We start from the raw sequence: 23,322 nt of genomic DNA, 5'->3' as shown, positions 1-23,322 counted from the left end.
CCATGTTGCCAGTGTGTCTCGGCGCAGCCCGGGACTGTCACCGGGAACCGGGTGGCTTGGGCCACGCCGTTCCGTCTGCGGCAGCCGTGAGGATGTCTCCGAGGCGAAGCCAGGCGTTGGGGCCGGAGTTGCTGATCGGGCTGTCGGCGAATCGCTGCCAGGCATGGAGGTCGTCGCCGAGCGCTGCTTCGACCAAGGCGATCACGGTGGGGTGCGTGCTGTTGTAGCGGTGACCGCGGGCCTTCAGTGCCGTCCAGGCGGGCAGGGCCAGAACGGCCTCGTCGGGACAGTCGGGCAGGGCGAGGACCTCCCGGGCCCACGCCTCCCGGTTGGTGGGGTTGCCGCCGAGTCTGAGGCGCAGGTCGCGGGTGAGCGTGTGGACGGCGTGCTGCGGATCGGAGTGGCGGGCGAGGACCGAGGCGAACGGCGGATCGCTGCGGTGGCCGTGCCAGGCGAAGGACAGCAGTGCCTTCTCCACGAGCGCGTCGTCACCGGCGTGCCGGTCCAGGTACGCGTCGAGCACCTCCGCGGTGACGGCGGACAAGCTCCGGACTGTGACTTCCTCGGGGTTGCCGAGGGCCGTGCGACGGGTCGCGGGCGGCTGCGGGGCGGGGTCGGCGACGATCCGCGTGATCGCGTCCAGGAGTTTGTCGAACTGCCTCCGGTCCTCCTGGGACTTGTAGTCGTACGACTGTGGACCGGACCGGACCGGCCGCGGCGGGCGGCGCGGATCACCAGCCGGACAGTTGCTTCGGCGGCCGGTGTGAGCTCGGGCAGGTGGACCAGCATGTCGCGAACCCAGCGCAGGTCGGACGCCGTGCTGATCCCGTAGAGGTCCTTCGGCTTCCAGGTCCGCAGGGCCTGCACGGCCGTTTCGGCGAAGTGCCGCCCCAAGTCGGCGAGTTCGTCCGAATGGCTTCGCCAGGTATGGGGATCGTCGTAGGCGGGTTTGGCCTCGGTGGGGTTCAGGATGAGGCGCCACCGTTCGTCGGCCGCGTGGCTCACCCAGGAGACGGCGGAATCGGCGCCCCAGTCGGTGTCGAAGCCGTCGTCCCGTAGGTACAGGAACTCGATGTCCCTTCGATCGCTCTCGTCCAGGGCGGAGAGCTCGGTGGCGAAGTGCTGCCGGGCCTCCTCCTTCGAGGAACCGTCCTGGAGGAAGCAGCAGATCAGGGTCGTGAGCATGGCGGCGCCGAACCTGGAGAGGTCATCCAGCGCGATCTGCCTAAGGAGCTTCGGCTCGACCGTCCACGGCACGCTGCCGAGCAGTTGGTCGCGGATGACCCGGTTCGCCGTGGTGCCGGTGGTCATGGCGATGAGCTGGGGGTGCCGGTCGGAGTGCTGTTCGAGCACGGCAGACCACATGCGGCCCCACGCGTCGAACGCTGCCCTGATCCGGTCGGACCAGGCACCGGAATCCTCGCCCTCCAGACGCGCGCGGTCGGGGCCGTCGGGCAGGAGAGCGACGGCGGCTTCGAACACGGCGTCGTGGAGGCGTCCCGTACGCAGAACCACCTGTGCGGGCGTCGGTTCCTTGAGTAGTTCGGGCGTCGTGTGCGGTGGTTGCGGTACCCGCCTGCGCAGTTCGTCGGCGACGGCCGCGCAGAGGTCGGCCGGCCGGTCGGCGGTGCCGAGGGAGCCGAGCCGGCGGTCGGAGCAGCGGCGCAACGCGTCGGCTCGCAGAGCCGGATCGCAGTCGGGGTGGATGAGCGCGAGGACCACCAGCGACGTCGACCCGGTGAGGTACTCGCTCTCGCTCTGCCGCAGCCCGTTCGCCACCGCGGCCTCCAGCAGCCAAGTGGGTGCCGAATCCCAGTACGGCTTGGCGAGTAGCGCCGCGAGGAGCGGCCCGCCCTGCTGGCTGTCGGCGACGCCGCGAGTCTGTTCGGCTGCCATCCGGGCCGCCGCGGACCCGGGCTCGGCACCGGCCGCGACAGTGGCCAGGAACTCCACAGGCAGCCTGGTCTTTTCGGTGGCCATTCCCTGCTTCCCTCTCCCCGGTGACTCGTCAAAGCCCATCCTGCTCCATCGGTCGGACAATCCGGGAACGAGCGACCAGACGAGGGGCAGGACTGTCACGGCTTCACTGGGGACAGCTCCTCGGTGACTCGGGTACGGTGTCGGACAGGATCAGGTCCGGACCGCTGACGGCATCGGCGGAACCAGCCTCGGCCGATGCACTTTTCCACCGTCCGGAGGCGCGTCAGCAGCGTGCCCACCAGCGGAACTCCACTCTCCTTCGCGTGCCCGTGTCGGGACACGCCTTCCACCGCACCGGAGTTCCCCGCATGCCCGAGCACCATCTCAACGCCGCACCCCGCGACTTCCACTGCGAACACACCCCCAGCAAGAGCCGCGTCCTCGCACTCCTCTCCCACGACGACGGCCCCGACTCGCTCCAGGCCGTCCTCACCTGCCGCGACCCCCAACTCGCCCACCGCGCAGCCGAACTGTTGCGCCGGAGCCTGCGCCGGGCGCCCGGCGCTCTGCCTGCAGAGTCCATCGACGGCCTGTGCGGGCAGTTGCCGGACGCCCCGGCGTCCTCGCTCCGACAGGCCGTGGCCCACATAGCCGCCAGCACCTGGCCGGCCATCGCCGGAACACACATCACCTGGCCCGAAGAGGCCGAGGTCGAGGAGCCGGGCCAGCACGACGGCACCGGCAGCGAGGACGGCGGCGACAACGACGAAGCCTCGGAACCCGACGGCCCCGCACCAGGCGAGCTGCGGCTTCGTGACCTGCCGGGCCACGTCGTTCGAATCACCACGCTCCGCGAGTTCCACGTCCGCGACTGGCAGGCCCTGCTGGACGCGGCCGGCGAGCAGGGCTGGGAGCCGATGCCCGCCTACCAGCTCGATGACGGTGACCCGCACGACGTGGTCGGCGCGGTCATGTGGCTTGCAGAGCCGCCCGCCGACGTCGACGGGGCGGACAGCCTCACCGACCACAGCCAGGGCTCGCTGCTCCAGCGGAGCAACGGCGACGAAGTAGCCGCCTGGAGCACGGAACCCGTCGTAGCGGACTTCGGCCCCGGCCGACAAGACGCCAAGACCGAGCAGCCCGCCGAGAGCGGCCCCGGCAAGGAACTCCCCGACTTCGCCACGCTCTTCGCCGTGGAGACCCCACACTGCGAGGACCCGGAGTGCGAGGACGAGCGCTGCCTGTGGCAGCTGACCCCCCGCACGGCCGACATCCTCCACACCGCCCTGTCACTCCTGGCCGACGAGGCGTACGAGGACGCGGAGGAACTCGGCGACGGACGCCTCGTACCGGATGAGCACGAAGGCAACTGGGGCGTGTTCCCGCGCCTGCCGAAACTGACCTTCGCCACCGACCTCCAGTGGCGCCGCCGCTTCGCCCGAGCCGCCGACGACCTCGCCGACGACCTCGTACACGGCCGCTGGCCGCGGCCGACCTGCACAGCCGAGGAACTCGCCCTGCACCTCGCCATCGCCGACGCCGGCGACAGCGCCGACGAGATCGAGGGCGACCCCGACGACACCGAGCACAGCACCCTGCCGGTCCACCGCGACGACTACGACTTCGACGCCTGCACGGACATGTTCTTCCAGGACACCGACGTCCTCATGCTCTACAGCGCCCGCTTCGACGGCATCGAGGACCCCGATGGCGACGCCAACCGCCAGCTGGGGGTGGGCGACCTGCGCGCGCAGGCATGGTTCGAGCCGTTCGGGAACGTCAAGGTACGCGACCCCCATCGCGGATTCCGGCGCTGAATGGCCGGGTCCGAATAGGGCGGCGGGCCGAGGTGCGCAAGTATCTCCGCCCGCTGCCAGCGGCGGGCGGAGGAGCTGTCAGGGACTTCCCGGTTTCGATACGATGCTCGGCCCCTTCCCGGCGTGGCGGCGCAGGGCGGTGGAGCGGCGTCCGAGCCTCGCGCTGGGCCTTGGGACCGTTTTGGGATCAGCCGGTTTGGCCGCTTGTGGACACATGCGGACGTCTCTGGCCGTTATCACAGCTGGGCCCCCGTCCGCCCGCATGAACCACGCGAGCAGCGCTCGCAAGCTAACTCTGCTGCTTGGAAGCCAAGTTGATCGCCTGCTCGGGGCTCGTCGAGCAGGCGGCCGGTCGGCACGCTAGCGCTGCACACCAGGCTCCGTCAGCGCTCCTCCTGCCGGTCCGTTCCGAAAGGCCCCGGGCGTCGGCTTCACCGAAAGACTCCAGGATCTGGCGACACGACCATGATCACCCGAAAAGATGAACTTCGGTCATGTGGGCCGATCCCTCTTGTGCGACATCTGCGCAGGTCAAGTGGCATTTCAGCCGACTCGCTGGTGAGGCTTTCACCTACCCGCTCCTGCGCGGCGTCGTCGAAATTCGTACATGATCCTCCCCAGCACATCAGTGCGCTCTGTCAAGGACACTCGGTAAAGTGTGATGGAGGGATGTGGCGGTGTACGACGCTGCCTTGGGCCAGCAGAGGATGAAAATCCTCTCCGCAGCCATCCGCGCAGGTTACGCATGGACGGTTCGGCATCGCGAACCACGTGCCTGGCGGGAAATCATGAGCATGGCCGGGGTGGTCAACGCCCTGTGCCCCCAGCAGGAAATCCTGACGCCGGCTGAATTCGTCAGGTCGCTTTCCTGCCCTCTGGGAAAGCTGGCACCGGATGTCTTCGACGGTGATCCGCTGGGACAGTTGACCGTCCTGGAGTGGGACGAGCTCAGTGACGACGTCTGGTCCGACGGGTGCACGTCCGTCATGGAACTCCTGCAGAAGGGCGACAGGGGCCGTGGCTGGCTGCCGAGTTGGGCTTGGATGCGCCAAGAGGGCGTGGAGAACGAGGCGTTCGCGGGGATCCGAGAAGGAGCCAACGAACACTCGTACCGGGCCCGTCGCCGGTTCGTTGTCGAAAATCCGGCCGGCGGTGCAGGGGAGATCCTCGACTTGTGTGCGGAGACCGGCATCGACCCACCTGTCCTGTACGTCGATTTGCCGGCCGACCGCGTGTACGGCGGGCGTTGGTGGTGGGCCTGCCCGAAATGCCGGTGGCCAATGCGGGTGGACGGCCACCGGGTGCGGTGCACCTACCTGTACCACCAGGCTCACTACACAGTGCGTTCCGAACCACTCACGGGTGGCCGTCCCCAATTGCTCCGCAGAGACTCCCAGGTGCCACGGCCCCCAGGAGCGCGCGAACGACGGCAACAGGGGCCGGACCGCACGGTATGCGTCGACTTCGCGGTATGGCGGTTCATCGTCGTACCAGGTGTCGAGGAGCTCGCGCTGTACCGCCGCTGGCACGGCAAGCCGCTGTTGGACGTCACGCTGTGGCCCGGGCTGGACATCTACGACCTGGAATTCGCCGTCGAGTCCCTGGGCTGGACTTTGTCGATCGACCTCAAGGATGTGGCGAGCGCTACGGCCCTGGCCGAGAAGGTTCGTCAGAAACCACTCGCCGCCAACACCATCGTGCTGCCCGATCACCGCGGTCCCGGGCAGAAAGCGGAGCTGCAGAAACTTCTGCCCGGATACACCGTCTGGCTCGTCGAGGACGTGAACAAAGAGATCAGCAAGCAGTTGGCTCGAGCGAGGCGACAGACGAAATGACCGACCCCTCTTCTCAGCGGACTGAGCGCGAGGAGCGCGGGCTGCCCCGGCTCATCGCCTGTGCCCTGGCCTGCTCACTGGCCCATTTCCCACCGCCAGACGGCGGCAGCGTCGACGCGGCCCATTTCCTGCTCAGCGGAAAGTACGACCTCTGGCCCGGATACCGGGAACTGCCTTTCGATGACCAGCGGCGCCTGGCACGGCTACTGCGGCACCGGCACAACGCCCTCGCGGACAAGGCGGTCTTCCAGGACCGCGTTGCTGACCAGTTCGCCCAGGACAGGGTGCCCGGTATGCGCCTCGAACCCGATGGGCGGCACGTCCGGTTCCACCACGGTGTTGCACCGCGGGAGTTCGCCGATCGGCTGTTGGACGAACTCGACCGTGTCGCCGAGGAGGCGTTCCGCCCCCAGCCCATCGCCAAGGTCGGCGAGCACACCCACAACCTGCAGGTGCCGATGGCCGGTGGACTCACCACGCCGGCGCTGGCCACCTACACCTTCCTGGCCGAACACGTCCCCGCGCACCGCCCGCCCGCAGCCGTCCTACGGACGTCTCCCGATCTCCCCCACGTCGCTCTCGACATTCAGGGCTTCCTCGCCCTGAACCGTACCCTCGACAAGGAAACCGGCTCGGCCTACCGAGAGGGAGCACTGGGTCCGTTCTTCTCCCGGATGCGGGACCGGAGCGGCCGGGCGGTGGGGGAGGAGCTGGTTCTACGGGCGGGGGACATCCAGGTCTTCAGCGCGCCGACCGGGTCCGGAAAGAGCGTCATGATGGCCGGCATCGCGGCCTGGGCCGTCCAGCAGGGCCACACTCTTGCACTGGTCGTCAGCACCAACGCGGACGTGCTGAAACTGACCCGGCAGATCGAGGAGGAACTGGTTGCGGCCGACCTTCTCAAGGGGTCCCGGTCGACACCGGAACAGGTGGTCGTACCGCTGATGTCACCCGACGGGCTGGTGCGCGAGTTGGAGCGCACCATTCGCAACTCCACGGACACCGCGTACGTGGACTGGGTGTTCGAACGGCTCGGCTACTCCTGCCAGCTCCCGGTCCTGGCGGCGGTCGACGACGAAGTGGACGCCTGGACCCCCGGCGGGGAACCTTGCCGCAGACTCGCACCGGTACGGCCGCCGCGCCAGAACGAGTACCGCACGATGCCCGAGCCCAAGGTGTGCCCCTTCCGGCACAAGTGCGGCAAGTTCCGCCTGACGCGCGCGGCCACTACCGCGAGCGTCCTCGTCACCACCCACTCCAACCTGCACGCGGGCAACGTCCACATTCCGCTGGAGTCGGAGGACGGCCTCGTGAGCGAGCACGTCTCCGTCGAGGAGTTCGTGCTCCGGCGCTGTCAGATCGTCCTCATCGACGAACTCGACGCCTTCCAGTCCACCGTGTTCGAGCGCAACGGCCGGAACCTGGTGCTGGCCTGGGGCGACCGGCCGCACGACCGACCGCTGATCGAGCTGGACAACCAACTCGTCGCAGCCTTCCACCGGCTGCCCGCGGCACTGGAGGAACGGGCCCGAAAGAACGTCTCGGAGAGCCGCGCGCTCGCCGAGACCTACACCATGCACCTCGCCCGCGGTGACCTGGGACAGACTGACCGCCTCTCCGAAGGAACTGCGTCCCGTCCGAACCGCCGACGACGCGGTGACGCCGCCCGCCGGTGGATCGTGCCGACCAAGTGGGACTCCTGGCTCGCGGCGAAGCTCGCCCCGTTCCTCGACAACGATCCCCAACAGATCGGCGCCGCAGAACCCGTCCGGACTGGCATCAGTCACACCTTCACCCTGGAGACGGTGTGGGATCCCGCCATCGACACCCACCTGTTGCCCGACCACCTGCAGAGCTTCGCTGGGATCCTCCGCAGTGTCACCAGCAAGCAGCACGAGGCGGGCTCCCTCGACCACGCCAGGGACCGCCTCGACGGCCTGCTGAGGACCTGGGTGCCCGCACCGAAGACCCGGCTCGACGTGGTCGACCGCCTCGTCCGGCGGATGTTCCTCGTCCCGCTCCGCGACCTGCTGCACCGTTTCGTCTACGACGCGCCCCAGCTCAAGCTGGCCGGCGTGGCGGCTGCAGAGGAGATCGCCTCCGCCCTGGGCGGTTACGACCATTGGCGCGCCGTCCCGCACGGTCCGCTCGGCCGTCAGGTCTTCGCCTTCACCGAGGACGTCAACCCGCTCGCCCCGCAGGACACCAGGTTGAGTGCCGTGGCCTTCGGTGGGGACCCGCACCGGTACCTCCTCGACCTCGGGCAGAACACGGCGCTGGCGCACTCCGGCCACCGCCGGATCGTGCTCGGGCTGTCCGCCACCGCCTACGTACCCGGCGCGCACCGTCATTACGTCCACACCAGGCCCACCTACGTCGTCCCCGACGACGGCGAACCGATCGAAGTCGACCTCAGGCCTGTCCCGGGGATCGGGTCGGAAGAACTCCTGCGGATTTCCGGGCTCTCGGGCACGAAACGGCGTGAAGCGACCCACGAGCTCGGCGCCAAACTGTGGAGCGAACTGAAGCGGGAGCTCGATCAACTCGCCTCCGCGGGCAATCCGGTCGGGATCCAGGACGCCATCCTGCTCGCGACCACCTCCTACATCAGCTGCCTGGACCTCGCCGACGGCCTCACCTCGGCGGGCGCCCCGCCCGGCCTCGTCGTCGTAGCCGTCCGTCCCGACCCCGAGCGCGTTGCCGACGCTGAGGGGCCGTACCGTCCGTGGACCGAGATCCCCGCCGACCGCCTGGAGGACTTCGGCGCGATGGCGGGCGCCCGGATCCTTGTCGCCCCGCTGCAACGGGCCGAGCGAAGTCTGAACATCCTGTCCCCGGGTGAGCGTCGGTCCCGCGTCGGGGCCATCTGGCTTGCCGTCCGGCCTATGTCCATCGTCGACGAACCCAGCGAACTGCTCGCCCACATCGGCGCCCGGACCTTCGACGAGCACCGGCCGCACGACCTCCCGTGGAAGGCGCTGGAGGGCGCAGAGCAGACCGCGAGTGGTTACTTCAACGAACTCCTGGCCAGTGAGCGGTACTTCCGGGCGCTCCCGTCCCGTGCCAAGATCGCGGTCGCCGCGGAACTCGTCGCCTCCCTCACCCAACTCGTGGGACGTGCCCGTCGCGGCGGCACACCGGGCAGGCTCCGCCTGGTCGACGCGGCCTTCATCGACACCAGCGGGAACTCCGACCTGCCGTCCATCCTGCGTGCGCTTCGCAGCAAGTGGATCGCCAGCGGGGAATTCGACACCGTCGTCAACACCAACCGTGCGGCGCTGGAGGGGTTCTTCACCTTCGCCGATCAGCAGCACCGCCGCCGATCGAACCTGGACACCGAATGCTGAACACCCTCGCCTTCACCATGGATCCGAAGAAGCTGGGCAAGGTCGTGCTGTACGCGCTCAGCGAGGACTTCGCCCAGGCCTGGAGCCTGCTGCCCAGCTACCGCGACCACGAGGGCGCTAAGCCCGTCCGTCCGGCGTACGCCTCGCTGGCCACCGCGCTGTCCGCCGTGACCAACCAACCGGTCGTCATCATGCCCGACACCCTCGGCAAGCCGGACGACGAGACCCGCACCCCGACGATGCTCGCCACCACCAAGATCATCGAACCTCGGCTCCTGAGCCGTGCCGTCCGTGCCTGGGAACGCCACATCCGCAAGGACGACGATGCCAACACCCTGGCGCCGCTGCTCGACCAGTGCACACCGACCCGGGCGAACCTGACCTCCTTCATCGACCATGCCGCCACAGGCCGACCCCGAGCACCTCAGTGGTTCTTCCGCGTCGCCGCCTGGAACATCGCTGCCGAGCTCGCACGCCACCCCCTGCCCCTTCCGCTCCCACACCGTCCCTCTCCCGCAGCACCACCCGAGGAGGGCGGTCCGGCAGGCGAACCGTGCGGCCAGCAGCCCGAGCCGCCGGTTGGTGCCGAGGGCGACCAGCCAGTCAAACAGCCGCAGTTGACGTGGCTGATGGACACCAACGGCAGCCTGCTCGGCTGGAACCACCTACTGACCAACACCGCCGGCCGGCGCCAGACCGAGGGCGTGGCCATGCACAAACTCGACTTCCGCGTCATCACACTGCCGGGCGAGCCCCTCATCACCGTCCACGTCCTGCCCACGTTCAGCCGTCTCGCCACCCACTGGGCGGGCACTCGGACCGCGTTCGTCCACCGCGGCACCAAGACCATCCTCCGGGTCCCCGTGGGCCATCGCCGCACGGAAGAGGGCTGGGAGCCGTACATCCGCGGTTTCGCCGCCCGGGTCGTCGGGAATTGCGACTTGAAACCCGTCACCCTGTGCGACAACAAGGGACTGAGCCACAAGAACCGACCTGTCCGCGTACTGATCCCGGGGCCGACCGAACATCCGCTCGGCAAGGGCACCGGCACCCGCTTCAACCTCGCTCTCGCCCGCCACATCGACACCGTCCTGGGCGCCAAGCTCGGCCTGCGGCAGGTGCCGTACGTCCGGACGGAACACCAGGTCGCCCGCAATGCCAAGGGCCCGGTCCAGCGCGAGGACCTCGACCACGCCCTCGCAGGCACCGGACACGACCACATCCGCATCGTCGCCCTCTACGACCACGAACACACCCGCCGACGCATGATCGACGCCCTCGTCCCCTACACGGACTCCCCCGACCTCGTGGACGACTGGGAGGACGAGAGCGACTGCAAACTCACCGCGTGCACCAGCGTGTGGTTCCGACGACTGCCGGCCCTGGTCGCCACCAGTCGCCCCGATTGGAACCGTGAACTCGCCTTCCTCGACGCTCTTCCTGGCCCCGCCCTCAACGGAGTGTGGGTCGAGACCGTGTGGAATCCCAAGAAGAGCAGCCGCCGGGACCGCGGCGCGGACTACGACCCCAAGCGGGACCTGCGTCGGCACTTCCACCAGCGCGGGATGGTCTCCCAGTTCATCGCGTTCAAGGAACCCCCCAAGGCCAAGGAGGAAGTTCCCGGGGAAACCGCCACCACGGTGCCCGCCGCCGAACCGGAACTCCTCGACTTCGTACCCGGGCTCGCCACCGAAACCCCAGAAACCGAGACGGCGGACTCGGACCGGACCGAAGCGGACAAGTCTGGCCATTCACGAGGCCCCCGCCTGGACTTCCCTGCAGTCAACGGACTCCGCGACCTGCTGCTCCGACTCGGGGCAGTCGACCGGAGACTGGCGGATGCAGTACCGCTGGACCACCCCGCTGTGCTCGTCGGGCTGCACCTTCGGCAGCAGCGAACCAGCACCCGCACCATCGGCTCCGCCGACCAGACCCAGATGGTCGAGGTGCTGACCGCCCTCCACACCCACCCCGACCCCACCGTGCCGTGGCGATTGGAGATGTACAGCCGTCGCCAGCACGCCTGGCTCCCGATCGCCGAGGCGGAATCCACCTTCGGATCCGGTCCGATCGGCGTAGCCGGTCACGCCAGGCACGAGGACGGCGCCCAGCTCGTCCGCGAGGAGATCCGCTCCGCGCTGCGCGTCCTGCCGGGCGTGGCCCCCGTCGTGATCTTCACCGACGCCGAAGCCTGCCGAACCATCTGGCCCGGTCTCCAGAACGCCCGCCTCGGCACCGGCCCGCTCCCCGGCGACAGCCTCCGCGAGGACGGCCGCGCGGCAGCGGACGTCTGCATCAACACCTCGTACGGCGAAGTCCCCACCCCCGTCGACCGTGTCGGCAGGCGACGCCCGGATCCGCACAAACCCGCTGCCCCCGACGAATGGCTGTACCGGCGCACCACTACCGCCGGAGTCACCAGTTGGTACCTCGCCCAGGCATCACGCACCTACAACGGTTTCGGGCAGACCGGCACCAACGGAAGCCAGCACACCCGTTTCACCATCCCCGAAGCGCTGAAAGCACAACTGCTGGCCAAGGACTGGAGCAGCTTCACCGCCATCCAGATCACGGTTCCCGCTGCCGGACCCTACGTTCCAGAAACCCTGGCGGCCCTGACGGCCGCGCTGTGCCACCAGTCCCTGGCCTGGGACTCCCGCACCCGCCACCCGGTCGCCCTCCACATCGCCGGTAGCGTGGACCGGAACCATGCCGAGTACCGCGGAGCCACACTCGCCGAAGAGAACCCGGGCTCGGAGGAGCAACAAGACAGCTGACGTGGCCTTGCCGTTGCCCGCGCGGCGGATAACGGCATCCTGCCGGGGGCTGCCTCGATCGTTTCCCCGACGCCGAGAGGCTCGCGGACAACAGCCGCCTGCTGCCCCGACACGCTCGACGACGACATATTCGCCTGGCTCACTGTGGCCATCTTCGAGAGGAATCCCTGCGGCGTGATGCCCGGCTGGCGGTCTCAGCGGCGGTCACCCTGCCGGACTGGGCAGCACAGGACTCGCTCGAACTCCTCCAGCCGGACCCGGCGTAGGGCGCGGCCGAGGAGGCTCGCTCCGGCGACTCGAATCTCGCCGATCCTCGGCCGGGCACGAGGGCCTGATGCGAGGGAGCCGAATGGCTCACGCCGCATGTCCGAGGCCGGGACCAGTCGCGGGGTCGGCCGGGCTCGCCACGTGGGCGTCCGCCCGGTCGAGGACGGAGGCGAGCGCTGTGACGGCTTCGTCGGCAGAATCCTTGAGGAGGTGGCCGCAGAGGGCCAGCGTGACGCCCGCAACCCCGGCCCGGTGGCCTGTGCCAGGCAGCAGAACGGCTCTGGCCAGCGGGTTCGACACCAGCAGTGTCCGCGGAGGAAGGTAGGGGATTGGCGGCGTCCGCCAGGTGGCGGCCGGCGCGAGGCCCGGCCCGGTGGCGAGGAGCGGCAGTGAGCGATCGAAGCGCTATCGAGTGGACGGAAGCGACCTGGAATCCGACCACCGGCTGCGACCGCGTCTCCGCCGGCTGCGACAACTGCTACGCCCTGACCCTGGCCAAGCGCCTGAAGGCGATGGGCGCCGCCAAATACCAGACGGACGGTGACTCGCGAACGTCCGGCCCCGGCTTCGGACTTGCGCTGCACCCGGACACCCTCGACATCCCGAGGCGCTGGCACAGCCCCCGGGTCGTGTTCGTGAACTCCATGAGCGACCTCTTCCACGCCCGGGTGCCGCTGCCATTCGTCCGGGACGTGTTCCAGGTCATCGCCGACACCCCCCAGCACACCTACCAGGTACTGACGAAGCGATCCCTTCGGCTGCGCCGGGTCGCCGACCGGCTGGAGTGGCCGGACAACCTCTGGATGGGGGTGTCGGTCGAGGACGAGAGTCAGTTCGGTCGCCTCGACGACTTGCGAGCCGTCCCGGCCGCGGTCCGGTTCCTCTCGCTGGAGCCGCTGCTCGGACCGCTGCCGGGCCTGGAGCTCGACGGCATCGGATGGGTGATCGCCGGCGGCGAGTCCGGCCCTCACCACCGTCCGATGGACCCCGCATGGGTCACCGGAATCCGCGACGCCTGCCAGACGGCCGGCGTGCCGTTCTTCTTCAAACAGTGGGGCGGTCGCAACCCTAAGGCCCGCGGCCGCGACCTCAACGGCCGGACCTGGGACGAGATGCCCGCACGAGACCCGATCTCCGTCTCCTGACCCAGTGCGCCGTGCACACCCCCTGGTCGCACCGTGACGATTGTGTGATCCTGCCACCGGCAGCGACGGCTCACCGTACCGGGGAGACACATGGCGGCACCGAAGGACGTCATCTGGCCACGCGATCCGCACACCGCAGCCAAGCACGCCCTGCTGCGGCGCTACCTCCAAGCCTGGGCACCGATCATGCTCAGCCACAACGAAGTCGTCACCTACGCCGAAGGGTTCGCAGGCCCCGGCATCTACCGGGACGGCGAGCCAGGCTCACCCGTCATCGCCCACCAGGTCTTCTCCCGAGCGCTTCGGCGCAGCCCCCAGAGGGTGAAGATGGTGCTGGTCGAGGAGGACAGCCGGCGCAAGACCGAGCTGGAACACCGCATCGCGGCAGCCGTCGACTCGTCCGGCGTCCGAGGCGACCGGCTCGACGTACACATCGCCCAGGGCCAGTGCCACCCCGACCTGCTGCAACAACTGGACCGCACCGGCAGTCTCCACCACCCCATGTTCGTCCTCCTCGACGGCTTCGGCGGCCCGGACGTCCCCTTCCCCCTGCTGCAACGGATCGCCACCCAACGGCGCAGCGAGGTGATGGTCACCTTCCAACCCGCCTTCCTCGTACGGTTCTCCGAGAAGGCCGAGCGCCACCGCTCAGCCGGGGACGCCTTCTTCGGCGGCACCCAGTGGCACGGCGTCTTCCAGCAGCCGTCCTCCCGGAAAGCCGCCTACCTGCGCGACCGCTACCGCGAATCCCTCGGACGCGCCGGCTTCCAGCACACCCTCGTCTTCGAGATGATCGACGAAGCGGGCCACCTCCTCTACCTGATCTTCGGCACCCGCCACGAACGAGGCGTGGAGAAGATGAAAGAGGCCATGTGGGTCGTCGACACCACCTCCGGCGTCCGCTACCGCGACCCCAAGGACCCCAACCAGCAGGCCCTCGACCTCGAACTCGAACCGGACACCGGACCGCTGCGCCGCATCCTGCTCGACCACCTGAGCACCGTGGCGACAGCCCGCAGCGTCGACCAGCTCAAGAAGTTCGCCCTCCTGGAGACCGTCTACCGCCCGACCCAGGTTATACCGCTCCTCAATCGGATGCGTGACCAGGAGGAGATCAACGTCTCCCCGGGTCGGATCACCGGCACCAGTACCGTCAGCGCCTTGCGCCAAGGCGCGTTGTTCTGACGCATCGAGGAAGCGGCAAGCTTTGCCCCCCAAGCGGGTGCCGACGCTGTGAAGCCCCCAGGGCGATCCCAGTGCCTGGCGGCGCCTCGCCTCGCTGCCGCACGAGCTACGTCGCCGCGCGACCAAAGCAAGGGCCACGGAGACCAGGCCCTCGTACCCGGCCGATCAGCGGCCGGGTACGAGGGCCTGACACCTGCCCGCTCACGCCGCCTTGCGAAAGTGGTGGTCGACCGATGAAGCGGGCTGGTCGGCCACCTCGGCGTCCGCCCGGTCGAGCGCGGAGGCGAGCGCTGTGACGGCTTCGTCGGCGGAGTCCTTGAGGAGGTGGCCGTAGAGGTTGATGGTGATGGCGAGGGTGGAGTGGCGCAGGGTCTTGGAGACGACGGCGACGGGGACGTTCTCGGCGATCATGATGCTGGCAGCGGTGTGGCGCAGGTCGTGCAGCCCGATCCTGGGGAGGTCGAGTTCGGCGGCGCGCTTGCGGAGCTGGTCGAGGACCCACTGCGGGCGAAGCGGCGAGCCGTCCGGGTTGGCGAAGACGAGGCCCTCCAGGCGCCCTTCGGGGTGGGCAGCCATCTGGATCGCGGCCTGGCGGTGAAGGGCGGCCATGGCTCTGGGGGAGAGGCTGATCCAGGCGCGGCTGGCCTCGGTCTTGGGCTCGCGGAAGAGGAGGCCGTTGTTGTTGACGGCCGCGAGGGTCCAGCGCACGTAGAGCTTGTGGTCCATGAGGTGCACGTCCGACCAGTGCAGGGCCAGGATCTCGCCGCGGCGCATGCCGGTGCCGAGCATGACCTCGAACAAGTCGCCCAGACGGTCGGCGTAGTGCTCCGCGTTGTGGCGCAGGAACGCCGCGGCCTCGTCCGGGGTCCAGCAGGTGCGTTCCGCCGCGCGGGGCTTGGGCGGAACACTGTGCTTGGCAGGGTTGTAGCGCAGCCGCCACGTGCGCACCGCGTGGTTCAGCGCGTTGCGCAGCGTCGAGACCACCCGGTAGACCGTGACCCGCCCGCGGCCGACCTTGCGCTGCGCGGCCACCCAGGCGCCGACGTGCTTCGGCCGGAGATCGGGCAGCCGGCACTGGCCGAAGGCGGGGATGAGATCCCGCTCGACGCAGTCCTCGTACCCGGCGTAGGTGTTCGGCGCGAGCACCTCCTTCTTCGCCGCTAGCCACTCCCGCAGGAAGCTCGCCACCGTCGTACGCCGGTCCTCGTAGACGCCCCGCAGCTCATCGTTCAGCACCGCCTTCATCTCCCGGGCCGCCTCGGCGCGGGTGGCGAACCCGCCACGCCGGCGGGTCTTCCGATTCCCGTCCTCCGGGGCAAGGTCGACGCAGTACGTCCACTTCCCGTGCTTCAGATCCCCGGCCAGCCGCGGACACCACGGCCCCAACTGCTTCCCCGATCCGTCCGAACAACCACACCGCCGGTACACCCGACCCCGCTGCGCACGCTGTCCCATGAGCTTCCCCTTCTCTCGGACTGGGTGGTGCCTCTGGGACAAGAGTGGCTGCTGTGTCGGGTGTGGCGGCAGGGCGCGCGGGGCGGAGCGCGAAACATTCAGAACCACACGGCGAAGACACGCTCAAGACGACACACCGCCCGGAAGATCACCATCCGTACCCAGTGGGTAAGCGACCATGATCCGCCAGCAGGAGCTGGACCAGCGAGCCGACCAGCGCCGTCGACACAGCGGCTGCAGGGCGCGGACGGCGGTGCCTGCTGAAGGGCCGACAGATCTCGGTCACCGGCAGTAGCTACGGCCGGGTCGCTGGCCCTGGGACCACTTTGGGACCACACCCGATGAACGCCCATGAACGCTGATTGGCGAAAACGGACACTTGTGCACGAAGTAAACAGTGAGCCACTGTCAGCTCCGCGCCGCACTGCCCTCGCCGAAATCCTCCAACTCACTTTCACCTCAAGGTAGTTGAGCAACAAAAAAGCCGAGACCTCAAGGCCTCGGCTGCCGACAATAGTTGAACCCCTTGACTGGGGGTCAAGGGGTCGCAGGTTCAAATCCTGTCGTCCCGACAGTGATGTCGGAAGGTCGTTGGCCGGGAGGAATCCCAGGCCAGCGGCCTTTTTGTTGATGGGGCGACAGGTGGCGGGCGGCCGCTCCGTTTCCCTTTTGCGATCTTGCCAGGGTCTAAGCTTGTCGTTTTACCTCCGGTGATCGACTTGAGGTTGTTCGAGCTGGTCACCCACATGGGGATTTGCCGGACAAGGCGACGACCTCCATCTCACGCTGTGTGATGTCGAGTCGCACAGCAGAGCCGGAGGTCGTCGGTGTCGATTGTGGTCCCTGAAGCCGTTCGCCGGCGGGCAATCTCGGAACTGTCCTCCTTTCGAATGGACTTGTACGCCGCGATGCCCCGCCGGGCGGACACACTGTTTGAGCTCTCGGATGCCTTGCTGTACGCCGATGGTCCGGTCCGCGCCCTAGTCGAGCTGGCCCTGGCACCGGAGCACCGGCGCTCGCGCGCTTCCCTCTACGCCGCCTTGAACCGGGGAGACCTCGACGCTGATCGTCTTCGGTCCGGGATCGCGGCCCGAAGCGTGCCCCGCGGCCCTGGCGGACGATCGTGCTCGCCGTCGACGTGTCCGCCTGGCTGCGGCCGGACGCCAACACCAGCGACGGCCGTTCCTTCTGCCACACCTACGGCCGGCGCGAGAATACGCACGATATGGTGCCGGGCTGGCCCTACTCCTTCGTCGCAGCCCTGGAGTCGGGCTCGACCTCGTGGATGGCCCTGCTGGACGCCAAGCGGCTGGAACCCGGCGCGGACACTGCGGCCGTCACCGCCGACCAACTGCGAGAGGTCCTGCGCGGCATCTTCAGCGCCGGGCACTGGAAGATCAGCGACCCTCCGGTGCTGATCGTGGCGGACGCCGGCTACGACGGCCCGCCCCTGGCCTACCTCCTGCGGGATCTGCCCGTCCAGATCGTGGTGCGCCTACGCTCGGACCGCGTCTTCTTCCAGCCCGTCCCCGCCGACCACCGGGTAGACCTCAAGGGCGGTCAACCACCGCGCCACGGCGCCCGGTTCGCCCTATCCGACACCGCCACCTGGTACGACCCCAACACCGAGGCCGAGCACACCACCCGACGCTACGGCACCGCCCGCATCCGAGCATGGCACCGCCTGCACCCGCGCATCTGGCGACGCTCCGCCTGGGACGACCACGGCGGCCAACCCCCCATCGTCGGACGGACCCTGATCCGCCTCGACGTCGACCACCTGCCCTCCGGCGGCACCCCGAAGCCGGTCTGGCTGTGGTATTCCGACCCCACACCCTGCGACACGGACACCGACACCGCCTGGCACGCGTTCCTGCGGCGCTTCGACCCTGGAGCACACTTTCCGCTTCCTCAAGCAAACCCTGGGCTGGATCCGTCCCCGCCTCGCGAACCCGCCGCGGCCGACCGCTGGACCCACCTGGTCCTGGCCGCCCACACCCAGCTCCGCCTCGCCAGAACCCTGGCCATCGACCTTCGCGGCCCCTGGGAACGGCCTCAGCCCGCCCAACGCCTCACCCCAGACCGGGTCCGACGCGGGTTCCGCAACCTCCGCACAACCCTGCCCTGCCCAGCAGCCGTTGCAAGACCCTCCCGCCCCAGTGCCGGGCGTCCACCCGGCCGGCCCAACCGGCGCCGAGCCCCCATCTACGACGTCGGACTCGCCCTGGTCAGCAACCACTAACGAACAGACAGGCGAGAGCCCGAACGCCGCAGAAGATGATCACCGGAGGTAAAACGACAAGCTAAGAAGCCGTTGTCTTTCCGAGAATGGCGGGTTCGTTTTTGCTGGTCAGGCATAGGGGCGGTGTCTCGGGGGCAGGGACGAGGTGGCGTGTCGTCTCTTCGGTGGAGGTTCCGGGATGCCGTCGGTGATGGGGTTGCTGGAGGAGCGTGAACGCGCGGCTCGGCAGCGGGTGGAGGCTCTTCAGGTCGAGCTCCGGGAGGCGGAAGTCGTGTGGGAGCGGTTCGTGATCGCCCGTGAGACGGTGGGCGAGGTGCTTGGGGACTCTCGCGCGGGCGAGGAGGTGCCGCCGGTTGTGGTAACCGACGAGCGGCCGGTGCAGGCCGCGGTGGCGGTGCCCGGTTCGGTGGTGCCGCACTGGCGGAACGGGCTCGCTCCCACGGTCCTGGCGCCGGACTACCAGCGGATCATGGACGTCCTGGCTGGTGGGAACGGGTCGCGCGAGGAAGCGATGGACTGTCGCCAACCCGCGGCGGCACTCGGGCTGGAGCCGGTCCCGGTGAAGGTGGAAGGGGTGCGGTCGAAGGCGAAGCGCCTGGCCGCACGGGGCTGGCTGGCCGAGGAACGCCCGGGACTGTTCAGCGTGCCCGCCGGACGAGGCGGCGACTCATGACCATGCTCATCGACCGGCGGATTACCGCCTCCGAGCTGTCGGCTCGTGACTCTGTCGGGGATCTTGGTGTTCGGCTGCGGGTGATCATGGTGGTGCGTCAGTCTCGCGGTGCACGATGACCGCGAGATTTCCGAGGAGTGCGAGATGTCGGTCCGTCCCCGTCCGGGTTCCGAGGTCCCGGAGTTGACGGCGAGGATGGCGCGGGCCAGCAATCCCGGTGGTACGACGGTGATGTGGGTGCGCGACCGTCTCGACGGCCTGTGGCAGGACGAGGACTTCGCCGACTGGTATCCACGGGACGGCCGGTCCGGGCTCTCGCCGGCCCAGTTGGCCACGGTGAGCGTGCCGCAGTTCCTGCTGGGCCTGTCCGGCCGTGATGCCGCCGAGGCCGTGCGCTGCCGCATCGACTTCGAATACGCGCTCGGCCTCGACCTCGACGACCCCGGCTTCCACCACAGGGCGCTCAGTGACTTCCGCGACCGCCTGCTCCAGGACGGCCGGGTGGACCGCCTCCTCGACCTCGACCTGATCCGGCTGAGAGAGGCCGGCCTGGTCCGCGAGCACACCACCCAGCGCACCGACTCCACCCACGTCCTGGCCACCGTCCGGGACCTGACCCGCCTCGAACTGGTCACCGAGGCTGTGCGCGCGGCCCTGGAAGAACTCGCCCGTACCGCCGACCACGCGCTGGACGGCCTGGTCGGCGAGGACTGGGGCCGCCACTACGGCCGACCGGTGCGCCTGGGCAAGAACCCCACTCGGCCCAAGACCAGGATCAACACCACCGGCGAAGACGCCCGCCGCCTGCTCGAACACCTCAGCCGCAACCACCCGTCCCTGCTCGGCAGGCCCCAAGTCCAGATCCTGCGGCAGATCCTGGTGCAGAACTACTACTGGGATCCCGCGGGGCGCCTGCGGTGGCGCGACGAGGACGACGGCAGCGGCCTGCCGCCCTCGGCTCACCGGATCGTCTCGCCCTACGACCCGACGGCCCGCTACGCGCGCCGCGGGCAGGTCACTCGCTGGACGGGGTTCCTCGCCCACGTGACCGAGACCTGCTCCGGCGACGGCCCCAACGTGATCACCGACGTGACCACCATGCCCGCCACCAGCGCCGACACCGAGGTCCTGCCCGGCATCCACACCCGCCTGGAGCGCCGGAGCCTGCTGCCCGACCAACACCTGGTCGACGGCGTCTACACCTCCCTGCCCCACCTGGAACAGGCCCAGCGTGAACACCGTGTCACCGTCGTCGGACCACTGCCGGGCAACCCCGCCCGCCAGCACCGCCGCGGCGAGGGCTTCGCCCGCGACGACTTCCGCATCGACTTCGACCGGAAGGAGGTCGCCTGCCCACAGGGGCAGACCAGCGCCGGCTGGCACGGCCCCTACCCGACCTCCTCACCGACCGCCGCCCCGCTGATCGTGGCCCGCTTCACCAAAAGCCAGTGCCAGCCCTGCCCGGTCCGGGCCCAGCGCACCAGCTCCCGCGACGCCCAGCGCACCGTGGGCTTCCCTCCGCGCGAGCTGCTCGAACTGCAGTTGCGCAACCGCGCCGACCAGCAGGATCCGGCCTGGCACAAGCGATATGCGGTCCGCTCCGGTATCGAGGGCACCATCTGCGAGTTCGCCCACGGCCACGGCGCGCGCCACTGCCGCTACCGTGGGCAGACCAAGGCGCACCTGCAGCACGTACTCACCGCCATCGCCGTCAACATCGAACGCCTCAGCAAACAGACCCCCGACGAAAGCACGCCTCCACGACCGCCGGCAGCCTTCCAGGACCACCTCGACCAGCGGGGCATCCCGCGCCTACGTTCCTGGCGAGCCGTCAGCTAACACGGCAGCGACCAAGATCCCCGACAGAGTCAAGCTGAGAGATGCCGTTCGCTGGACACACACCCTCCGAGCTGCGCTAGCGTCCGAGCCGGACAGAGCCGACCTGATGGTGGGGTGCAATGCGGGAATTATTATGGGGTAGCGATCGACAGTTGACCGCGATCAGCCGTTCCGGACTCTCAGTCCCTGCCCGGCAGGCTGTCATTGATCACCAGGTCGAGGCCGGTCGGACAGTGCTTGATTTCGGTTGCGGTCGAGGCGGTGACGTACGCGTACTTCGGTCCATGCATTTCGACGTCACCGGATGGGATCCGTACTACTTTCCCCAAAGCAGGCAGGATCCTGCTGATGTCGTACTCATGACCTATGTCCTCAATGTCATTGAGGACGCCGAGGAGCGCCGAAAGGCATTGGCGCGTGCATGGCACTTGGCCGGGCATGTGCTCGTGGTGTCCACCAGACTGGTGTGGGAACGGAACAAGGTCTCAGGAAGCTGTGCCGCTGATGGGGTGCTGACCAGCAGAGGGACGTTCCAGCGTCTTTTTGCCCCCAGCGAGTTGCGTGAACTCGTCCAGGAGGTTACTGGCGTCCGCTGCGTTTCTGCCGCGCCTGGAGTCGTCTACGCGTTCAAGGACGATGTCGCCCGGATCGCGTTCCTCGCTCGCAGGGTTGTCCCTGAAGCCGGGTGGCTGGTCTCCGAGGACATGGCGTCGGCGATTGCTTCCGTAGTTGACTTTGCTGAGCGCCGGGGACGGCTGCCGCGGCTGGAGGAGATGCCTGTTGCCTTGGTGGAGCTGCTAGCCCACCTGCAGTCCACGGAGCTTCAGCGCGTTGTCAAGCGGTCGGCGGACCCAGAGAAGATCGCTGAGGGAATCAAGCGCACCACGTTGAGCACCCTGCTCTTTCTTGCTGTGGAACTTTTCAACGGGCGAGGGCCGTTCGGCGGCCTCCCACTGTCCGTCCAGTTGGACATTCGTAGGTGCTTCTCCTCCTATCAGGAGGCGTGCAAGCGCGCGGACCGCTTGTTGTTGAAGCTACGGGACGATGCCTATGTCCGTGGCGCGATGCGGGCCTCTGCGGTCGGCAAGCTGACCCCCACAGCGCTCTACGTGCACCGAAGGGCGGTTGACCGGATGCCCACAGTGCTGCGTCTGTACGAGCACTGCGCGGCGATTGCCGCAGGGCGGCCGCAGGAGTGGACCCTGATTAAGTTGAACCACCATGGCCGAGCTGTGAGCTGGCTGGACTACCCGGGCTTCGATGCTGACCCTCATCCTCGGTTGCGCTCGTCCTATTCAGTCGAGATGAGCGGCTTGGAGGCAACTTACGTATCCTACGAGGAGTCTGAGGACCGCCCCTTGTTGCATCGCAAACATGAGTTCTTGGCAGCCGACGACCCTGATGTCCCCAAGTACCGTCGCCTAACCGATGCCGAGATCCGTGCCGGACTCTATGAACAGCCCTATCTGATCGGTACGGAGAAGGGTTGGAAGGCGGAACTGGAGCGGTGCGCGCGCGAGTTGCGCGGGCACCGTCTCGTCCGCTCGACCGTGGTGTCTTCGGCCAGGCAGCCGGCGCCGGACGCCGCGATCACGCCTGGAACTGGCTGACGGCGGCGGCCAGCAAGGCCGGATCGAACCCGTCCGTCTGTCCCGGGAACCAGGACAGACGCAACCCGTTCGCGACGCTCTCCTCCGGCAGGCCCATAGCGGTCAGCACGTGGCTCGGCGTGTACGAGGCACTGGTGCAGGCGGACCCGGTGGCGACGGCGGCGACCTGTTGCAACCGTACGATCAGAGCTTCGGAGTTCACTCCGTCGAACGTGAGGTTGAGGATGTGCGGCACGCCCACCGCCGGGTCGCCGTTGATGCGGTAACGGGTACCGGAGAGTCCTGCCAGCAGCTTCTCGCGGAACTCCTGAACTTCGGAGAGCCACTGGAGACGCCCTGTACGGAAGATCTCCTCCGCCTTGGCCAGTCCCATGATCAAGGGGACCGGCAGGGTTCCCGGACGCAGGCCCATCTCCTGGCCGCCCCCGAACATCAGCGGCTGCACCGGAATGTCGTCCCAGCGGCGCCGACGGAGCAGCAGGGCCCCGATGCCCTTGGGTGCGCCGATCTTGTGGCCGCTGATGCTGATCAGGTCGATGGGGGCGGTGAGGTCCTCGGGGAGCTTAGCGAAGCCCTGTGCGGCGTCCACGTGGAAGTAGGTGGGGGTGCTGCGCAGGAGTTGTGCCAGCTCGGCGACAGGCTGGATCACTCCCGTCTCGTTATTCACGTGCATCAGGGAGACCAGCAAGGTGTCCGGGCGCAGTCGCTCGCGGACGGCTTCGGTGCTGACTTGGCCGGATCGGTCGGGCTTGAGGAAGTCGACCTCGAACCCGCGCTCCCGCAGGTGCTCCAGCGGTTCCAGGACCGCCTTGTGTTCGATGGCCGAGCTGATGATGTGGCGGCGGCCACTCTTCTCGCCGTACGAGGCCAGCCCTAGGAGGGCGATATTGTTGCTCTCCGTGGCCCCACTGGTGAAGATCAGCTCCTCGGCCGACGCCCCGAGCTGAGTGGCAAGTTGGGTTCGGGCTTGTTGCACCGCCTTCTTCGCGCGCATGCCGTACTCGTGGGTACGGCTGCCCGCGTTCCCGAACTCCTTGGTCATCCAGTGGAGCACTACCTCGGCGACACGGGGGTCGACGCGGGTCGTCGCAGCTGCATCCAGGTACGGGACGGACATCGTCACCTTCCTCCTCAGAATGTGGGCAGGTACGTCACTCAGATAACGTACGATACCGCTGTGACTGATCATAGAGTGGCACGCGCGGCGGGA

General features: G+C 68.4%; 12 protein-coding genes and 2 pseudogenes. 10 read left to right on the top strand and 4 right to left on the bottom strand.

What is annotated here, in order from left to right:
• Positions 1 to 37: 37 nt before the first annotated feature.
• Complete coding sequence (locus tag ACIO9K_RS02985) at positions 38 to 544, bottom strand: hypothetical protein (protein ID WP_400326505.1); 507 nt, start codon at positions 542 to 544, stop codon at positions 38 to 40.
• A gap of 1,744 nt (positions 545 to 2,288) precedes the next feature.
• Between ACIO9K_RS02985 and ACIO9K_RS02980 the strand changes: the two genes are divergently transcribed.
• From ACIO9K_RS02980 to ACIO9K_RS02955, 6 genes are all read left to right on the top strand, one after another.
• Positions 2,289 to 3,737 (top strand): hypothetical protein, encoded by a 1,449-nt coding sequence (locus ACIO9K_RS02980; protein ID WP_400326502.1) that lies wholly within the window; start codon positions 2,289 to 2,291, stop codon positions 3,735 to 3,737.
• Positions 3,738 to 4,408: 671 nt separating this feature from the next.
• Positions 4,409 to 5,572, top strand: a complete 1,164-nt coding sequence (locus ACIO9K_RS02975; RefSeq protein WP_400326499.1) for a hypothetical protein — start codon at positions 4,409 to 4,411, stop codon at positions 5,570 to 5,572.
• A complete protein-coding gene (locus tag ACIO9K_RS02970; RefSeq protein ID WP_400326496.1) occupies positions 5,569 to 8,919 on the top strand; it encodes a hypothetical protein in 3,351 nt (1,116 codons plus the stop codon). The genes ACIO9K_RS02975 and ACIO9K_RS02970 overlap by 4 nt, the downstream gene beginning before the upstream one ends.
• Positions 8,913 to 11,696: an RNaseH domain-containing protein gene (locus ACIO9K_RS02965; RefSeq protein WP_400326493.1), complete on the top strand. Its 2,784-nt coding sequence runs from the start codon at positions 8,913 to 8,915 to the stop codon at positions 11,694 to 11,696. Before ACIO9K_RS02970 ends, ACIO9K_RS02965 begins: the two co-directional genes overlap by 7 nt.
• Positions 11,697 to 12,352: 656 nt before the next feature.
• Positions 12,353 to 13,108: a DUF5131 family protein gene (locus tag ACIO9K_RS02960; RefSeq protein ID WP_400326490.1), complete on the top strand. Its 756-nt coding sequence runs from the start codon at positions 12,353 to 12,355 to the stop codon at positions 13,106 to 13,108.
• A gap of 90 nt (positions 13,109 to 13,198) precedes the next feature.
• Complete coding sequence (locus ACIO9K_RS02955; protein ID WP_400326487.1) at positions 13,199 to 14,293, top strand: three-Cys-motif partner protein TcmP; 1,095 nt, start codon at positions 13,199 to 13,201, stop codon at positions 14,291 to 14,293.
• A gap of 201 nt (positions 14,294 to 14,494) precedes the next feature.
• Here the strand turns inward: ACIO9K_RS02955 and xerC are convergent, their stop codons facing one another.
• Positions 14,495 to 15,529 carry a tyrosine recombinase XerC gene (gene xerC, locus ACIO9K_RS02950; RefSeq protein WP_400326663.1) on the bottom strand — a complete coding sequence of 345 codons (1,035 nt, stop codon included), beginning with the start codon at positions 15,527 to 15,529 and terminating at the stop codon, positions 14,495 to 14,497.
• 3 nt (positions 15,530 to 15,532) lie between these two features.
• A pseudogene (locus ACIO9K_RS02945) lies at positions 15,533 to 15,748 on the bottom strand (Arm DNA-binding domain-containing protein); the annotation flags it as partial.
• An 827-nt stretch (positions 15,749 to 16,575) separates the two neighbouring features.
• Here ACIO9K_RS02945 and ACIO9K_RS02940 point away from each other — a divergent pair.
• The 4 genes and pseudogenes from ACIO9K_RS02940 (at position 16,576) to ACIO9K_RS02925 (ending at position 22,112) form a co-directional block, all read left to right on the top strand.
• A pseudogene (locus tag ACIO9K_RS02940) lies at positions 16,576 to 17,990 on the top strand (NF041680 family putative transposase).
• Between the two features lie 178 nt (positions 17,991 to 18,168).
• Positions 18,169 to 18,663: a hypothetical protein gene (locus ACIO9K_RS02935; protein ID WP_400326485.1), complete on the top strand. Its 495-nt coding sequence runs from the start codon at positions 18,169 to 18,171 to the stop codon at positions 18,661 to 18,663.
• Between the two features lie 144 nt (positions 18,664 to 18,807).
• Positions 18,808 to 20,502, top strand: coding sequence for an IS1182 family transposase (locus tag ACIO9K_RS02930; protein WP_400326482.1), 1,695 nt, complete (start codon positions 18,808 to 18,810; stop codon positions 20,500 to 20,502).
• A 119-nt stretch (positions 20,503 to 20,621) separates the two neighbouring features.
• Positions 20,622 to 22,112 (top strand): DNA phosphorothioation-associated putative methyltransferase, encoded by a 1,491-nt coding sequence (locus ACIO9K_RS02925; RefSeq protein ID WP_400326479.1) that lies wholly within the window; start codon positions 20,622 to 20,624, stop codon positions 22,110 to 22,112.
• Here ACIO9K_RS02925 and dndA read toward each other — a convergent pair.
• Complete coding sequence (dndA, locus tag ACIO9K_RS02920) at positions 22,093 to 23,229, bottom strand: cysteine desulfurase DndA (RefSeq protein WP_400326660.1); 1,137 nt, start codon at positions 23,227 to 23,229, stop codon at positions 22,093 to 22,095. The two genes, ACIO9K_RS02925 and dndA, sit on opposite strands and share 20 nt — an antisense overlap.
• Positions 23,230 to 23,322 lie beyond the last annotated feature (93 nt).

It is taken from the genome of Kitasatospora sp. NPDC087271 (assembly GCF_044744605.1).
GTDB lineage: Bacteria > Actinomycetota > Actinomycetes > Streptomycetales > Streptomycetaceae > Kitasatospora.
This window is presented reverse-complemented; position numbering and strand designations above follow the sequence as displayed.

Excerpts from the sequence above, each read along its gene's own strand:
- ACIO9K_RS02980 (WP_400326502.1), top strand. The coding sequence starts at position 2,289 with ATGCCCGAGCACCATCTCAACGCCGCACCCCGCGACTTCCACTGCGAA.
- ACIO9K_RS02970 (WP_400326496.1), top strand. The coding sequence starts at position 5,569 with ATGACCGACCCCTCTTCTCAGCGGACTGAGCGCGAGGAGCGCGGGCTG.
- ACIO9K_RS02965 (WP_400326493.1), top strand. The coding sequence starts at position 8,913 with ATGCTGAACACCCTCGCCTTCACCATGGATCCGAAGAAGCTGGGCAAG.
- ACIO9K_RS02955 (WP_400326487.1), top strand. The coding sequence starts at position 13,199 with ATGGCGGCACCGAAGGACGTCATCTGGCCACGCGATCCGCACACCGCA.
- ACIO9K_RS02935 (WP_400326485.1), top strand. The coding sequence starts at position 18,169 with ATGCCGTCGGTGATGGGGTTGCTGGAGGAGCGTGAACGCGCGGCTCGG.
- ACIO9K_RS02930 (WP_400326482.1), top strand. The coding sequence starts at position 18,808 with ATGTCGGTCCGTCCCCGTCCGGGTTCCGAGGTCCCGGAGTTGACGGCG.
- ACIO9K_RS02925 (WP_400326479.1), top strand. The coding sequence starts at position 20,622 with ATGCGGGAATTATTATGGGGTAGCGATCGACAGTTGACCGCGATCAGC.
- dndA (WP_400326660.1), bottom strand. The coding sequence starts at position 23,229 with ATGTCCGTCCCGTACCTGGATGCAGCTGCGACGACCCGCGTCGACCCC.